General features: G+C 73.2%; 12 protein-coding genes. 7 read left to right on the top strand and 5 right to left on the bottom strand.

Going from position 1 to position 15,564, the window contains the following annotated elements:
• Positions 1-11 precede the first annotated feature (11 nt).
• The 3 genes from H291_RS0110695 to H291_RS29500 are packed head-to-tail and all read left to right on the top strand — an operon-like array spanning position 12 to position 5,099.
• On the top strand, positions 12-965 hold the full coding sequence (locus H291_RS0110695; RefSeq protein ID WP_157236807.1) for a carbohydrate ABC transporter permease: 954 nt from the start codon (positions 12-14) through the stop codon (positions 963-965).
• Positions 962-1,789: a carbohydrate ABC transporter permease gene (locus H291_RS0110690; RefSeq protein WP_020014990.1), complete on the top strand. Its 828-nt coding sequence runs from the start codon at positions 962-964 to the stop codon at positions 1,787-1,789. Before H291_RS0110695 ends, H291_RS0110690 begins: the two co-directional genes overlap by 4 nt.
• Position 1,790: 1 nt before the next feature.
• Positions 1,791-5,099 carry a glycosyl hydrolase gene (locus H291_RS29500; protein WP_051109407.1) on the top strand — a complete coding sequence of 1,103 codons (3,309 nt, stop codon included), beginning with the start codon at positions 1,791-1,793 and terminating at the stop codon, positions 5,097-5,099.
• Between the two features lie 4 nt (positions 5,100-5,103).
• On the opposite strand, the gene H291_RS0110680 is transcribed toward H291_RS29500, so the two are convergent.
• On the bottom strand, positions 5,104-5,931 hold the full coding sequence (locus tag H291_RS0110680) for an NAD-dependent epimerase/dehydratase family protein (protein WP_020014988.1): 828 nt from the start codon (positions 5,929-5,931) through the stop codon (positions 5,104-5,106).
• Between the two features lie 89 nt (positions 5,932-6,020).
• Between H291_RS0110680 and H291_RS0110675 the strand changes: the two genes are divergently transcribed.
• A complete protein-coding gene (locus H291_RS0110675) occupies positions 6,021-6,980 on the top strand; it encodes a sugar-binding transcriptional regulator (RefSeq protein ID WP_020014987.1) in 960 nt (319 codons plus the stop codon).
• Here the strand turns inward: H291_RS0110675 and H291_RS0110670 are convergent.
• Genes H291_RS0110670 through H291_RS0110655 form a run of 4 tightly spaced genes read right to left on the bottom strand, consistent with a single transcriptional unit; the run spans position 6,970 to position 10,808 of the window.
• Entirely contained in the window at positions 6,970-7,632 is a 663-nt protein-coding gene (locus H291_RS0110670) for an aspartate/glutamate racemase family protein (RefSeq protein ID WP_020014986.1), read from the bottom strand. The two genes, H291_RS0110675 and H291_RS0110670, sit on opposite strands and share 11 nt — an antisense overlap.
• A 33-nt stretch (positions 7,633-7,665) precedes the next feature.
• Entirely contained in the window at positions 7,666-8,583 is a 918-nt protein-coding gene (locus tag H291_RS0110665) for a carbohydrate ABC transporter permease (protein WP_020014985.1), read from the bottom strand.
• A gap of 1 nt (position 8,584) precedes the next feature.
• Positions 8,585-9,502: a carbohydrate ABC transporter permease gene (locus H291_RS0110660; RefSeq protein ID WP_020014984.1), complete on the bottom strand. Its 918-nt coding sequence runs from the start codon at positions 9,500-9,502 to the stop codon at positions 8,585-8,587.
• Positions 9,489-10,808, bottom strand: coding sequence for an ABC transporter substrate-binding protein (locus H291_RS0110655; RefSeq protein ID WP_020014983.1), 1,320 nt, complete (start codon positions 10,806-10,808; stop codon positions 9,489-9,491). The genes H291_RS0110660 and H291_RS0110655 overlap by 14 nt, the downstream gene beginning before the upstream one ends.
• 181 nt (positions 10,809-10,989) lie before the next feature.
• Between H291_RS0110655 and H291_RS0110650 the strand changes: the two genes are divergently transcribed.
• From H291_RS0110650 to H291_RS0110640, 3 genes are read left to right on the top strand one after another with little or no spacing between them, the layout of a single operon-like run.
• Positions 10,990-12,978 carry a glycoside hydrolase family 127 protein gene (locus tag H291_RS0110650; RefSeq protein ID WP_020014982.1) on the top strand — a complete coding sequence of 663 codons (1,989 nt, stop codon included), beginning with the start codon at positions 10,990-10,992 and terminating at the stop codon, positions 12,976-12,978.
• Between the two features lie 8 nt (positions 12,979-12,986).
• The gene (locus H291_RS0110645) at positions 12,987-14,291 is read left to right on the top strand and encodes a RuBisCO large subunit C-terminal-like domain-containing protein (protein ID WP_020014981.1); all 1,305 of its coding nucleotides are present in this window, start codon (positions 12,987-12,989) and stop codon (positions 14,289-14,291) included.
• Positions 14,284-15,549, top strand: a complete 1,266-nt coding sequence (locus H291_RS0110640) for a four-carbon acid sugar kinase family protein (protein WP_020014980.1) — start codon at positions 14,284-14,286, stop codon at positions 15,547-15,549. The genes H291_RS0110645 and H291_RS0110640 overlap by 8 nt, the downstream gene beginning before the upstream one ends.
• The last annotated feature ends 15 nt before the right edge of the window (positions 15,550-15,564 follow it).

Raw genomic sequence — 15,564 nt, 5'->3', positions numbered from 1 at the left:
GAGGACCACGCATGCCCAGGAGGACCGCACGCCCCGCCGTGCCCACCACCCGCCGGAGGGCCGACCAGCCGGCCCTTCGGCGGTACTGGCGGGAGTACCTCGCCATCTCGCCGTTCTACGTCCTGTTCGCCGTCTTCGGGCTCTTCCCGCTGGTGTTCGCGCTGTACCTGTCGACCGTCTCGTGGGACGGGCTCGGCGAGCCCGACCAGGTCGGCCTCGACCAGTTCACGCGCCTCGTGAGCTCGGGCGAGTTCCTCGACGCCCTCGGCAACACCGTGATCATCTTCCTGATCGCCCAGGTCCCCGTGATCCTCGCGGCCCTGGGCGCGGCGGCCCTGCTCAGCTCGCCCCGCCTCAAGGGCCGGGGCATCTACCAGACCCTCTTCTTCCTGCCCCAGGTGACGTCGATCGTCGCCGTGGCGATCGTGTTCCAGTCCCTCTTCTCCAACGAGTTCGGCATCATCAACACCCTGCTCGAGGCGGTCGGGCTCGGCGCCGTGCCGTGGATGACGACGGCGTGGGGCGTGCGGCTCGTCGTCGCCCTGATGATCTTCTGGCGCGGCTTCGGGTACTTCGTCGTCATCTTCCTGGCCGGCATCGCATCGATCCCGCCGACCCTCTACGAGGCGGCCCGCCTGGACGGGGCCGGGCCGTGGCGCATCCTGCGCTCCATCACGGTGCCGATGATCTGGCCCACCGTCCTGTTCGTCGCCGTGACCGGCACGATCAGCGGCTTCCAGATCTTCACCGAGCCGCAGGTGCTCACCAACGGCCTGGGCGGGCCGGACGGCTCGGTCGTGACGCTGATGTTCCTGCAGGTCGGCTACATGGGCACGACGCTGCCGACGGTCGCCCCCGACCTGGGCTTCGCGACCACGATCGGCTGGGGCGTCTTCGTCGTCCTCGTCCTGCTGGCCCTGTTCAACTCGCGCGTCATCAACGGGCGCCGCAAGGAGATGTCATGAGGTCCCGACGCCACGCCTGGCTGCAGCACGCCGTCCTGATCCCGGCCGCCGCGCTCTTCGCGTTCCCCTTCTACTGGCTCGCCGTCATGGCGACCAGCCGCACGTCCGACATCTTCTCCAGCCCGCCGCGCCTGGTCCCCGGCGGCGAGATCGTGTCGAACATCGAGCGGCTGACCGGGAGCGTCGACTTCCTGGGCGCGTTCGCGAACTCCGTCGTCGTCTCGGTCACCGCGACCCTGCTGACCGTCGCGATCGCCGCCCTGTCCGGGTTCGTCTTCGCGATGTACCGCTTCCCGGGCCGGGACCCGCTGTTCGCCGTCCTGCTGCTCACCATGACGCTGCCCACCGGCGTCATGCTCGTGCCGACGTTCCAGATCTACGCCGACCTGGGCTGGCTGAACACCTACCTCCCGCTGATCGTGCCCGGGGCGGCGAGCGCGTTCGGGATCTTCTGGATGCGGCAGGCCGCGCGGGAGGCGGTGCAGTACGAGGTCATGGAGGCCGCCCGGGTGGACGGCGCCGGGTTCCTGCGCGTGTTCTGGCACGTGGCGCTGCCGGCCCTGCGGCCGGCGGTCGCCGGGTTCACCGTCTTCCAGTTCATGTGGAACTGGAACGAGTACCTGTGGCCCCTGCTCGTGCTCAACGACCAGGAGAAGTACACGCTGCCCGTCGCGCTGCAGCAGCTCAACGGCAGCCACGGCACCAGCGACTACCCCGTGGTGATGGCGGCGACCCTGCTCGCCACCATCCCGCTGATCGTGCTGTTCCTCTTCTTCCGCCGGCAGGTCATGAGCAGCGCGACGGCCGGGGCGGTGAAGGGCTGACATGGCTGACCAGGCTGACGCGGCTGGCGCGACTGGCTCGGCACCCTGGGTCTACTGGTACTGGATGTACTCCGCCTACTCCGCCGAGGGGATCACGGCGGACCTCGAGGCCATGGCGCACGCGGGCGTCGCCGGGGCGTACCTCATGCCGATCAAGGGCGCGACGACGCCGCCCCTGCTCGACCCGCCGGTGCACCAGGGCACGCCGCAGTGGTGGGCGCTCGTCCGGCACGCGCTCCAGGAGGCGGACCGGCTCGGGCTCCAGCTCGCCATGCACGCCTGCGACGGGTTCGCGGTGGCCGGCGGCCCCTGGATCACGCCCGAGCTGAGCATGCAGCGGGTCACCTGGTCCGAGGCCGTCGTGACCGCCGGCGGCGGGCCCACGACCCTGCCCCTGCCGCCGACGCGGGAGGGCCACTACCGCGACCTCCGCACGTTCGCCCTGCCCGCGCGGGCCACGGACGCCCCGCTGCCCCGGCCCGTGGTGCGCACCGACGAGGGCCTGGACGCGGGCTTCCTGCTGGACGCCGGCGACGACGACGCGGCCGCCGCCGACCGGGAGCTGCACCTCGAGGAGGGCGGCTGGGTGGAGCTCGACTTCGGCGAGCCGGTCACCCTGCGCGCGGTACGGGTCGCCCCGGGGCTGCGCTCCCACCAGCCGCAGCGCATGCGCGTCCTCGCGGGCGACGACGTGCTGGAGCCCGTGCTGCGGCTGCGGCCAGCCCGCGCGGGCTGGCAGGACGACGGCGCGGACTACACCCACGCCCTGCCGCCCCGGACCGCGCGGCGCTGGCGGTTCGTGCACGACCCGGACGGCACCGAGCCCGGCACGGAGGACCTTGACGCCGCGAAGTGGGCGCCGACCTGCGTGCTGCGTGGCCTGCGGCCGTCGGCACGCCCCGTCGTCGACCATCTCGAGGGCAGGTCGGGGGCCGTCTGGCGCGTCGCCCCGGAGCCGGCGCCCGGGGCACTGACCGACGAGGACTGCTACCCGCCGGGCGACCTGGTCGACGTGACCGCGCACGTCGACGACGCGGGCGTGCTGCACTGGTCGCCGCCGGAGGGGTCGTGGCGCGTCGTGCGCATCGGCCACACGTCGACGGGGCAGCGCAACGAGACCGCGGGGGCGGCGCGCGGCCTGGAGGCCGACAAGTTCTCGGCGGAGGCGGCCGCCCTCCAGTTCGACTCCTGGTTCGGGCAGGCGCTGCGCACCGCGGGCGACCTGGCCGGGCGCGTGCTCAGCGTGTTCCACATCGACAGCTGGGAGTGCGGCAGCCAGAACTGGTCGCCCCGGTTCGCGGACGAGTTCGCGCGTCGGCGCGGCTACGACCTGCTGCCCTGGCTCCCCCTGCTCGCCGGCGTGCCGCTGGAGAGCGTGCGCCGCACCGAGCAGGTGCTGCACGACGTGCGGCGCACCATCTCGGAGCTCGTGGTGGACGTCTTCTTCGCCACGATGGCCGACCGCGCGCACGCCGCAGGGACGGCGTTCAGCAGCGAGTGCGTCGCGCCCACGATGACGTCCGACGGGATGGCGCACTTCCAGCACGTCGACCTGCCCGCGGGCGAGTTCTGGCTGCGCAGCCCCACCCACGACAAGCCCAACGACATGCGGGACGCGATCTCCGCGGCCCACGTCTACGGGCGGCAGATCGTCCAGGCCGAGGCGTTCACCCAGCTACGCATCGACTGGGACGAGCACCCCGGCACGCTCAAGGCCCTGGGCGACCTGAACTTCGCCCTCGGCGCGAACCGGTTCTTCTACCACGTGTTCGTGCACAACCCCTGGACCGACCGGGCGCCCGGCATGACGCTCGACAACACCGGCACGGTCTTCCAGCGCGACCAGCCGTGGTGGCACCTGGGCGCGCCCGCGCTCGTCGAGTACCACCGGCGCGTGCAGGACCGCCTCCAGCGCGGCGTCCCGGTGGTGGACGTCGCCGTCTTCACCGGCGAGGAGCTCCCCAGCCGCGCGGTGCTGCCCGAGCGCCTGGTCCCCACCCTGCCCGGCCTGGTCGGCGCGGACCGGGTGCGCGCCGAGTCGCGACGGCTCGCCAACGCCGGGCACCCGCTGCGCCGGCAGCCGAAGGAGGCCCTGCACAGCGCCCACGTCGTCGGCACGGCCGACTGGGTCGACCCGCTGCGCGGCTACGCGTACGACAGCGTCAACCCCGACGCCCTGCTCCGGCTCGCCCGCGTGACGGACGGCCGCCTCACCTTCCCGGGTGGCGCGAGCTACGCGGTACTGGTCGTGCCGGGTCCCGGCCCGACATCGCCGGTCCCCGTGCTCTCGACCACGATGGCCGGCCGGCTGGCCGAGCTGCGGGACGCGGGCCTGACCGTGCTGCTCGGGGAGCGGCCCGTGCGCAGCCCGGGCCACGAGCCCGACGAGGAGTCCTGGGCGCGGGCGATCGACCGGCTGTGGGACGGCCCAGGCGCCTCGGTGCAGGGGGCGGCGCTGCCGTGGCACCGCCCCGACCTGCGCGACGTCGGCGTCGAGCCGGACGTGCTCTTCCACCCCGCTACCGAAGACCCTGAGGCCGGAGAACCGGGAGGCCAGGAGCCCCTCGCCTGGACGCACCGCCGCGACGGCGCCGCCGACGTCTACTTCCTCTCCAACCAGGCGCCCCGCCGCCGCACGCTGGTGGTCTCCACGCGCGGCACCGGCCGCGTGCCGGTCCTCGACGACCCGCTCGCCGGGACGGCCGAGGACGCCCCGCGCTGGTGGACGGCGGAGGGCCGGACGTTCGTCCCGGTCACCCTCGACGTCGCCGGCTCCGTGTTCCTCCGGTTCGAGCGACCGGGGAGGCCCGGAGACCACGCCCCGCGAGACATCCCCACCGCCGCCGCCGAGCACGACGCCCCGTGGAGCGTGACGTTCTCCCCGGGCCCGCACTCCCCCGCCGGGCCGATCCACCTCGACGCGCTCGCCGACCTGTCCGCCCACCCGGACCCCCGGGTGCGCCACCACGCCGGCACGGCCACCTACCGCACCCGGCTGGCCCCGGGGCGGGACCCGGGCGCCCGCCTGGACCTGGGCGCGGTCGCCGGCGTGGCCCGGGTCAGGGTGAACGACGTCGACTGCGGTGTCGTGTGGACCCCGCCCTACGCCGCCGGGATCGGTGGCGCGCTGCGGGACGGCGAGAACGTCCTGGAGGTCGAGGTCGCCGGCACCTGGGCCAACCGGATGCTCCTCGACGAGACCCTGCCCGAGCCGGAGCGTGCCACGTGGCGCATGGCGCCCTTCCGGCTGGAGGACGCACCCCTGTCGCCCGCGGGGCTGCTCGGCCCGGTCCGCCTGCTCCGGGCCTGAACCGTCACCGCCAGTCGTGCTCGGCGCGGAAGCCCAGCTCCGCCTGGATGCGCCGCGTGGACACGAGCGACTCGAACTCGCCCAGGTCGTCCGCGACGGGGGTGCCGGGGAACCACGACGCGGCGAGCTCGCGCGACGCGATCGCCGAGCCAGACGTGGGCGCGGCCACGTTGTACACGCGGAAACCCGGGCGGGCCGCCGCGAGCGCGCACGCGACCGCGGCGGCGCCGTCCCGCGCGTCGACCCACGAGCCGAGCAGGTCGCGGCGGTAGAGCGGCTCCGCGGCCCGGTCGAAGGTGTCGTACTCGTCGGCGCCGACGACGTTCGTGAACCGCAGCGCGGTGTACGACGCACCGGGCAGCCACCGCACGAGCTGCGCCGCCATCGCCTCCTCGACCACCTTGCCGAGCCCGTAGGTGTTGTTGGCGCTGGTGTACGACTCGTCGACCGGGAGCCCCGGCGGGGCCTCGTCGAACGGGAACCCCATGGCCGTGATGCTGGACGCGAGGACCACCGTGGTGATCCCCGCCCGCTGGGCGGCGTGCAGCACGTTGAACGAGGCCAGGACGTTGGTCCGGAACGTGGTGGCGTCGGGCACGATGCCGTTGACGGGCACGGCGGCCAGGTGCACGAGCGCCTCCAGCCCCTGGTGCCGCGCGGTGACGCCGAGCAGCGCGTCGAGGGTCTGGCCGCCGTCGGTCAGGTCGACGCGCGTGAAGCCGGGGCCGGCCGGTCCGGCGACGTCGAGCCCGAGCACGTCCCGGCCGTCGGCGCGGAGCCGCTCGACCGTCGCCCGCCCGAGCTTGCCGCTGCTCCCTGTCACTGCGATCATTCGTCTGCCTCCTGCTGTATCGCGATGTGGTACGGGTCCCGTAGAATGCATAATCATTCTGGTGTGAAATTGCGATCGAGGAGTCCTCCATGGCACGTCAGCACGACGGGCAGATGCGCCTCATGACGAAGGTCGCGCGCATGTACCACGAGCGCGGCGCACGGCAGGCGGACATCGCCACGGCCCTGAGCATCTCCCAGGCCAAGGTCTCGCGGCTCCTGAAGCGCGCGGAGAGCGTCGGCATCGTCCGCACGATCGTCACCGCGGCGCCCGGCGTGTACGCCGACCTGGAGGAACGCCTCGAGGACCGCTACGGGCTGACCGAGGCCGTGGTGGTCGACATCGAGCCCGACGCGGACGAGCCGGAGACCCTCGCGGCGATCGGCGCCGGCGCCGCCGCCTACCTGGAGGCGACGCTCTCCGGGGGGGACCGCATCGGCGTCAGCTCCTGGAGCGAGACGGTGCTCGCCATGGTCGACCGGCTGCGGCCCTTCACGACCCGGGGCGCCATCGAGGTCGTCCAGCTCCTCGGCGGCGTCGGCGCGCCCGAGGCGCAGAGCCACTCGAACCGCATCCTCGGCGACCTCGCCCGCCGGATCGGCGCCGACCCGGTGTACGTCTCGGCGCCCGGCCTCGTGGCCAACCCCGCGATCCGCGACAGTCTGCTGGAGGACGCCTCGATGCAGCAGGTGCTGCGGCACTGGCGCGAGCTGACGATGACGATCATGGGCATCGGCAGCGTCGAGCCGTCGAGCGTGCTCGCCACCTCCGGCAACGCCTTCTCCCCCGAGGAGCGCGACGCGCTCCTGGCCGACGGCGCGGTCGGCGACATCTGCCACCGCGTCTTCCGCGCCGACGGGACCCTGGTGCGCGGCGACCTCGACGACCGGGTCATCGCCATCCCGGCCCAGGACCTGCTGCGCATCCCTCGCCGGGTCGGCGTCGCCGGCGGCCCCCGGAAGCTGGAGGCCGTCCGGGGGGCGCTGGCGGGCCGCTGGGTCACCACGCTCGTGACCGACCTGCGCACGGCGGAGGAGCTCACGGCCTGACGCCGGCCACGACCTCGCGCAGGCGCCCGATGCCCGGCGCGAGGCTCGTCAGGACGGGCACGCCGACCTGGACGGCCTCGGCCGCGCCGGCCATCGACGCCTGAGCCAGGACGACGACGTCCGCTTCGGCGGCCACCCGCTCGATCGCGGCGCCGACCAGGCGGTCGTGGGTCGCGCGGTCGCCGCCCGCCACCGCCGCGAAGGCCCCGTCGATCACCTCGCTGGTGATCGTCGGCGCGGCCCCGGCGGCCTCTGCCCGCTCGCGGATCAGGGCCGTGGTGGGCGCGCACGTCGTCGGCAGCGTGGCCAGCACGGCGATCCGCCCGCCGAGCCCGACCGCCTGGTCCGCCATCGCCTCGTCGATGCGCAGCACGGGCACCCCCACCCGGTCGCCCGTCGGGGCGGCCAGGTGGGAGATCGACGAGCAGGTGAGCATGACGACGTCCGCCCCCGCCGTGCGCGCCGCCTCGACGAGGCCGGCGACGCGGTCGGGCACCGACGCGGCGCGTGCCGGGTCGGCGAGGTCGGCCACGATCTTGTCGTCGAGGTAGTTGATCGCGGTCGCGTCGGGCAGGAGCTCCCGTGCCAGGTCCATGACCGGCGCGATCACGACGGCTCCGGTGTGCAGGAAAGCGATCCTCGGTCCGGTCATCTCTTCCATCCCTTTCGACTCATCCCTCTCGGCTCATCCCTTGAGCGAGCCCGCGGCCAGGCCCGCCATGATCTTCTTGTTGAGGAAGGCGAACACGACCAGCAGCACGAGCAGGTTGATGCTGATCGCGGCGAACAGCGGGCCGTACTGCGTGGAGCCGTACTCGTCCGAGAGGCTCAGCAGACCCACCTGGATGGTGGCCAGCTCGGGGCGCGTGGTGAACGTGAGCGCCACGAGCAGGTCGTTGAACACCGCGAAGAACTGCACGAGCCCGACGGTCAGCATGGCGTTCTTCATCAGCGGCAGGCCGATCACGAAGAACGACCGCAGCGCGGACGAGCCGTCCACGGCGGCGGCCTCGAAGATCTCCCGCGGCACCGAGCGGAAGTAGGCCGCCATCAGGAAAGTCGTCAGCGGCAGGCCCATGGCCGTGTACGTGAGGATCAGCGGCCACAGCGTGTCCGTCAGGCCCAGCTGGAAGTAGACGGTGAACAGCGGCACGAGGATCATCTGGCCGGGCACCATGATGCCCGCCAGCACGAACAGGAGCACCTGCCGCCGCCCCCGCCAGATCATCACCTCGAGCACGTAGCCGGCGGCGACCCCGAGCAGGATGATCAGCGCGACCGACGGCAGCGTCACGAGGATGCTGTTGCGGTAGTTCAGGGCGACGTCGCCGCGTGTGAAGGCCGTGACGTAGTTGTCCAGGTTGAAGGTCTCGGGCAGCGCCCAGGTGGGGTTCTCGAAGAACTCCGTCGGGGTCTTGAACGAGCCCAGCACCATCCACAGCTGCGGGTACAGGACGACGACGAGCAGCAGCGTGACGGCGATCCACACGGGCACGCGCCGCAGGGTGGCGCGCACCGAGCGCGCCGTCTGCCCGGGTCTGGGCAGCGGCTCCAGCGCCGGTCGCGGTGCGGGCCGGGTGGCCGGGGGACGGGTGATCGTCATCTCAGTCCTCCACGCGCTTGCTCGACGAACGGAAGACGGCGAGCGTGAACACGAGGCACAGGAGCGTCAGCACCACGGCGATCGTGCTCCCGTACCCGTACTCGGCGTACTCGAAGGCGGTCCGGTACATGTACAGCGTCAGCGGCGCCGTCGAGGTGCCCGGCCCGCCGTTGTTGAGGGCGAGCAGGCTGTCGAACACCTTGAGCGTCGCGTTCAGGCTGAAGATCACCGACGACAGCAGGATCGGCAGCGACAGGGGCACCACGATGTGCCGCACGAGGCGGAAGCCGCTGGCGCCGTCGAGCCGGGCCGACTCGATGACCTCCTCGGGGATGTCCAGCAGCCCCGTGTACATCAGCACCGCGTAGAAGCCCATCGAGCTCCACAGGGTCATCGCCACGGCGACCGCCATGGTCCCCGCCGTCGAGACGAGGAACTCCACGCTCTCGCCGCCGAACAGGTTGATCACGTCGTTCACGGGGCCCTGGTTGTCCCCCACGCCGACGAGGCTGCGGAACAGCAGGGCGACCGCGACGGTCGGCAGCACCATGGGGAAGAAGACCGCGGTGCGCACGAACGCCGAGCCCCGGCGGAGCACGAACACGTACAGGAGCGCCAGCAGGTACCCGAGCGTCACCTGGCATACCGTCGCGACGACGGCGAAGACCACGCTGATGACCAGCGCGTGCAGCGCGGCGTCGTCGGTGAAGAAGGTCGCGAAGTTGTCCAGGCCCACGAACTCCATGCCGCGCAGGGCGTTGCCCTCGAACAGCGAGAGCCCCAGCGACCACGCGACGGGGACGACCTTGAGCGCGACGTAGACCAGCAGCGTCGGGAGCAGCAGGAAGAGGATCGCCGTGCGGTCGCCGAACACCCGGCTCGCGGCCGTGCGCCGTGCGGGTGCGTCAGCGCGCGGCATCGACGCTCGCCTGCAGCTCGGTCATGTACTGCTCCGGGGTCATCTGGCCGGTCGTCAGCAGGCTGACGTTCGTCGACGCCAGCGAGTTGGACTTCGCGTCCAGCAGCGCCTCGAACCAGAGCACGGTCTCGTCGACCCCCTCGAGCTTCTCCTGCACGGCCGCGGTGGTCTCCGGCACGTCGGTGACCTCGCCGTTGACCTTGAAGCCGGACAGCACGCCGGCGTCCTGCAGGGCCTGCTGGCCGTAGTTCTCGGCGATGCAGGCGATCCAGTCCTTCACCTTCGGCCCCGCCTGCGCAGGGTCGAGCGCCATCGCGGCCCCGGCGTTCGCGGCCCACTGGTCCGCGGTGCCCGCGCCGCCCTCGACGGCGGGGAACGGCATGAAGCCCACGTTCTCGGCACCGATCTCGTTCTGCGCGGGGTCGTTGATGTTGCCCAGCAGCCAGGTGCCGTCGTACGTCATGGCGGCGCGGCCCGACAGGAAGGCGGCCGTGGCGGCGTCGGGCTCGAGCGAGTTGAAGCCGTCGCCGAAGAGCCCGTCGGCCGCCATGTCCGCCAGGGCCGTGGCCCCCGCGACGTACGGCTCGTCGGTGAGCTCGGCCTCGCCGTCGCGGATCTTCTCCATCGCGTCGGGGCCGACCTCGCGGAAGATGTACATGCCCATCAGGCGCGTCAGCGGCCAGCCCGCGGCGCCCGCCTGGGCGAACGGCTGGTACCCGGCGTCCTTGACCTCGCCGGCGGCCGCCAGCAGCTCGTCGAACGTCTGGGGCTCCTCGAGCCCGAGCTCGTCGAAGATCGCCGTGTTGTACCAGATCCCCTCGAGGTTGTACTGGTACGGCAGCGAGACCATCTGGCCGTAGGCGCCCTCGACGGTCGACGCCGCGGCCGGGAGCACGTCGTCCCAGACGCCCGCCTCGGTGAGCAGCTCCTCGTAGTCGAGCACGCGGTCCGAGGCGCCGAGGTCGCCGTCGGGGCGCACCATGTCGGTCCCCGCGACGAAGTGCGCCGGCAGGGCGCCCTGGCTGGCCAGGAGCGTCACCTTCTGCACGACGTCGGCCTGCGCGACCTTCTGGTGCTCCAGCGGGAGCGCCTCGTTCTCGGCCTTGCACTGGTTCTCGGACAGCGCCGTGAGCTGTGCCTCGAGCGTCTCGTTCTCGTTGGGGGTGAGCACCGTGAACGTGTCCGGGTCCGACCCCGCCCCGCCGCCGGCCTGGCCGCCGCCCCCGCCGGCGCAGCCCGCCGTGAGTGCGATCGCGACGAGCGCCGTGCTCGCGACCGCGAACGGTCTGGTGCGTCGAGTTGTCATTTTCGCGTCCTCCTTGACGGCCATGCCTTGCCCAGCGTGTCTGCACGACGGTAGGGACGGACCAGTGGATGTGTCAACACTCAGGGTTGAAATTCTATTCACGATGTGGGTCAATCGACCCGGAGGCCCTCTCGCCGAGGCGTCGACCAGCCGGACACTCGCCGTCGGAAGGACGCAACCCATGCCCACCACCACCGAGCGCCGGGCCCACCGACCGCTCGCCGCGCTGCGCGCGGACCAGGCACGATGGCGCCGTGGCTTCTGGGGCGACGTGCACCAACGCACGCGCGACGTCACGATCCCGACCATCTGGGACTCGCTGAGCGACGCCGGCACGAGCCCCGGCCTGCGCAACTTCCGCATCGCCGCGGGCCTGGAGACCGGCACGCACGTGGGCCCGCCCTTCATGGACGGCGACCTCTACAAGTGGCTCGAGGCCGCCGTCGCACGGCTCGAGACCGACCCCGACGACGCGCTCGCGGAGCTCGTCGAGCAGGTCGCCGAGCTCATCGCCTCGGTGCAGCAGGAGAACGGGTACCTGCACACGCCGACGGCCATCGCGGCGCGCAACGACGAGGAGGCGGCGCCGCTGGCGGACCGCTTCAACTTCGAGACCTACAACCTCGGCCACCTGATCACGGCGGCGGTCCGGCACCACGAGGTGACCGGCAGCACGGTCCTGCTCGACGCCGCCCGCGGCGCGGCCGGGTTCCTCGAGCACCTCGCCGCCGACAAGCCGCTGGAGCTGGCGCGCAGCGCCATCTGCCCCTCGCACTACATGGGCGTGATCGACCTGTACCGGGCGACCGGCGAGGAGCGGTACCTGCGCCTCGCGCAGGCGTTCGTCCGCGTGCGCGACGACTTCGACGGCGGCGACGACAACCAGGACCGCCTCCCCGTGCGCGACCAGACGGTCGCCGCCGGCCACGCCGTGCGCGCCAACTACCTGTACGCCGGGCTCGCCGACCTCGTCGCCGAGACGGGCGACGACGAGCTGCGCACCGTGCTCGAGCGGCTGTGGACCGACGTCGTCGACACCAAGATCTACGTGACGGGCGGGTGCGGGGCCCTGTACGACGGCGCCTCGCCCGACGGGTACCCGTGGCAGGGCGAGATCAGCCGGGTGCACCAGGCCTACGGCCGCGCCTACCAGCTCCCGAACACCACGGCGCACGCCGAGTCGTGCGCGAACATCGGCATGATCTTCTGGAGCGAGCGGATGCTCGCCCTGACGGGCGAGGCGCGCTACGCCGACGTCATCGAGCAGATCGCCTTCAACAGCCTGCTCGGGAGCGTCAGCCTGGCGGGCTCCGAGTACTTCTACACCAACGCGCTGCGCCAGGTGCGCGGGCTGCCCTACCCCCTGCGCCGCCCGGGCGACACGGGGCAGGTGGTGGTCCCCGACCCGCCGCCGTCGGACGAGCGGCTGCGGCAGCGCTATCTGACCTGCTTCTGCTGCCCCCCGAACATCGCGCGCGTGCTCGCGAGCTTCCACGAGCGGGTGGCGTCGCTCGCCGACGACGGCGTGTACGTGCACCTGTACGGCGGGAGCGACGTCGACGTCTCGGACGGCCGCGGCGCCCGGCTGGCGCTGCGCGAGGACAGCGACTACCCGTGGGACGGGCGCATCGCGTTCACCGTCACGGAGGCGACGGGCGCGCTGCCCCTGCACCTGCGCATCCCCGGCTGGTCGTCGGGCGCGACGCTGACGGTGAACGGCGAGCGGGTCGAGGTCTCCGCGCCCGGCACCTACACGCGCGTCGACCGGACCTGGGCGGCGGGCGACGTCGTCGTCCTCGACCTGCCCATGCCCGTGCGCACGCTGCGGGCCCACCGGCTGGCCGAGGAGGTGACGAACCAGGTCACCGTGCGCCGCGGCCCGGTCGTGTACTGCCTCGAGAGCGCCGACCTGCCCGCCGGTGCCCGCCTGGAGCAGGTCGCCCTGCGCCGGGGCACGACCCTGGACCCGGTCGAGGCCACGGTCGGCGACGTCCGCGTGGTCGCGCTGGAGGGCGAGCTCGTGGAGCTGCCGGTGCAGGACGACGGTGCGCTCTACGCCGACCTGGAGGACGGGCCGCTGCGCTCGGTCCCGGCCCGGCTCGTCCCGTACTTCTCCTGGGGCAACCGCGGGGCGGGCGAGATGTCCGTCTGGCTCCCCGTGGCGTGGTGAGGACGACCATGACGACCTACGAGACCGCACCCCGCCCCGTGACCGACGCGCCCCGCCACACAGGCGCCCACGTCATCGCCACCTACGTCATCGAGACGTCGATCGCGCTCGAGCGCGCGGCCGAGATCCTGGCCGGCGAGCAGTCCACCGGCACCTTCGTCCGCGTCGAGCGCGAGTCGGACGAGGTCCGCGCCCGGTTCGCCGCGCAGGTCGAGAGCGTGCAGGAGATCCCGCTGACGGGGTCGTCCCCGCTCCCGGGCTCCGTGGGCGACCCCGCGGCGCGGCGCCGCGCCGTCCTGCGGCTGCGCTTCCCGCTCGACAACTTCGGCCCGTCGATGCCGAACCTGCTGGCCGCCGTGGCCGGGAACCTGTTCGAGATCAAGGAGCTCGCGGCGATCCGCCTGGTCGATCTCGAGCTGCCCGCGCCGTTCGAGGAGCGCTACGGCGGTCCCGCGTTCGGCATCGAGGGCACGCGCCGGCTCATGGGGCGGCCCGACGGCGCCATGGTCGGCACGATCATCAAGCCGAGCATCGGGCTCGCCCCCGCCGAGCTCGCCGAGGTGGTCGGCGAGCTGGCCGCCGCCGGCATCGACTTCATCAAGGACGACGAGCTGCAGGGCAACGGGCCCAGCGCGCCGCTGCGGGCCCGGGTCGAGGCCGTGATGCCGGTGCTGCACCGGCACGCGGACCGCACCGGCGTGATGCCGATGTACGCCTTCAACATCACCGACGACCTCGACCGGATCGAGGCCAACCACGACCTCGTCGTCGCGGCCGGCGGCACCTGCGTCATGGCGTGCGTGAACCTGATGGGGCTGGCCGGGCTCGACCTGCTGCGCCGGCACACGCAGGTGCCGATCCACGGGCACCGGGCCATGCTCGGGTCCGTGGCCCGCAGCGACCAGGTGGGGATAGCGTTCCGGGCATGGCAGAAGCTGGCACGCCTGGCCGGGGCCGACCACCTGCACACCAACGGCATCAGCAACAAGTTCTACGAGTCGGACGCCGAGGTGCTCGACTCGATCGAGGCCGTGCGCACCCCGCTGCTCGGCCTGACGCCGACCGTCCCGGTGCTGTCCTCGGGGCAGTGGGGCGGGCTGGCGCACGCCACGTATGCCGCCGTGCGGTCGACCGATCTGCTGGTCCTGTCCGGCGGGGGCATCCACGGGCACCCGGACGGAGCGGCCGCGGGGGTGGCCAGCATGCGTGACGCCTGGGCGTCGGCCGAGCGGGGCGAGACCCTGGAGCAGGCCCTGGCCGCCTCCGGCCCGCTGCGCCGGGCCGCGGAGCGGTTCGGTCCCGCCCGTGCGTGAGCCGCGCGTCGCGTTCTACGGCGACGACTTCACCGGGAGCGTCGACGCGCTGCTGCAGTTCGCCCGGCGCGGCTGGTCGGGGCGGCTCTTCGTGGGCCTCCCCGACCCCGCCACGCTGGCCGAGGCCGCGGCGACGCACGACGTCGTGGGCGTGGCCGGCGTCGCGCGCTCGCTGCCGACGGCGGAGCTGGCCGGCGAGGTCGCGCCCGTGCTGCGCCGTCTCGCCGCCCTGCGGCCCCACCTGGTGCAGTACAAGGCGTGCTCCACGGCGGACTCCTCCCCCGAGGTGGGCAGTCTCGGGCGGGTCATCGAGCTCGGCCGGCAGATCGTCGCCGACCGGACGGTGCCGCTGCTCTTCGCCCAGCCGGACTTCGGGCGGTACACCGCCTTCGGCCACCACTTCGCGGCCGAGAGCGGCGTGGTCCACCGGCTGGACCGGCAGCCGACGATGTCGGCGCACCCCTCGACGCCCATGACGGAGTCGGACCTCGCGGTGCACCTCGGGCGGCAGACGGCGCTGACGGTCGGGTCGCTGCCGTGGACCGCCTACGGGTCGCCGGGCGCGATCGCCGAGTGGCTGGAGGGGTCGGACGCCGCCGCCGTGGTGCTCGACGCGCTCGACGACGGGCACCTGGCGGCGATCGGCGCGGCGCTCCTGGGGACCGCGGCGCCCGTGTTCGCGATCGGCTCGGGTGGGCTGAGCCAGGCGGTGGCGTCGGCGGCGCCCGGCCCCGCCGTCGGGCTGCCGACCCGGACCGGGACGGCCGGGCCGGTCCTCGCCGTCTCGGGCAGCCGGTCCCCGCAGACGCGGCGGCAGGCCGACCGGGCAGCGGCGGCGGGCTGGCTGGTGCGGCCGCTGGCGGCGGGGGACGGGCACGACGACGTCCTGGCCGCGCTCCGGGAGGGCCGCAGCGTCGCCCTGACCTCGGACGACGCCGACCTCGCGCAGCCCTCCCCCACCGCGACCCTGGACACGATCGCGAGCGCCGCGGCCGCGACCGTCGCCCGGGTGCTGCGCGCGGGCGCCACGCGCCGCGTGATCGTGTGCGGCGGTGACAGCTCCAGCCGGGTCACGACGCTGCTCGGCGTGGACTCGCTCTCGATCGCCGCGAACCCGTGGGCGAACGTCGTGCTGCTCCGGGCGCACAGCGGCGACCCCGCGGTCGACGGCGCCGAGCTGCTGCTCAAGGGCGGCCAGGTGGGCGACGACGACCTGTTCGAGCGGGTCCGGGACCTCGGCCTTCCCGCGGAGGGCTGAGGTCCCGGACCCTCG

The sequence above is a fragment of the Promicromonospora sukumoe 327MFSha3.1 genome (assembly GCF_000385135.1).
Classification (GTDB): Bacteria; Actinomycetota; Actinomycetes; order Actinomycetales; family Cellulomonadaceae; genus Promicromonospora; species Promicromonospora sukumoe_B.
This window is presented reverse-complemented; position numbering and strand designations above follow the sequence as displayed.